Genomic DNA, 410 nt, shown 5'->3' with positions numbered 1-410 from the left:
CCATATGCTCAGTGGCTTGTGCGGGGGTAGCAAACTCAACCTGCCAGTTTTGCTGACGGAACAGTCTTAAGAGCGACAGCATATGCGTGCCTGCGGCTGAGGAGTTTGGCTCAGGCCATACGTAGCCAATGACTAATACTTTTTTCATATAAAAGGTGATCCAGCGCTTTGATTTGAAAGGCGTTACCTGCCGAAAGAGTTGCAGCGAAAGTGTATAGGGCAATCCTTGTAATGTGAAATTGGAGATATTCGGTCGATTACTCACAAGCTTTTAAGACAAAAGGCTCCAAATTGCCTAGAATCTGCGCTTTTAGATTTACAGGTGTCTCGCATGTCGTTTTCTGCTCCAATTCCCGTTGCCATTATCGGTGCAGGCCCCGCAGGCTTAATGGCGGCGCAACGGTTATTAC

At 47.6% G+C, this 410-nt stretch carries 1 pseudogene; it reads right to left on the bottom strand.

The annotated features are described in order from the left end of the window. Nucleotides 1–148: pseudogene (locus tag BTA35_RS18980) on the bottom strand (glycosyltransferase); the annotation flags it as partial. Between the last annotated feature and the right edge of the window lie 262 nt (nucleotides 149–410).

The sequence above is a fragment of the Oceanospirillum linum genome (assembly GCF_001995095.2).
Lineage (GTDB): Bacteria > Pseudomonadota > Gammaproteobacteria > Pseudomonadales > Halomonadaceae > Oceanospirillum > Oceanospirillum linum.
The sequence above is the reverse complement of the archived record's forward strand: the minus strand, read 5'-3'. Positions and strand labels throughout refer to the sequence as shown.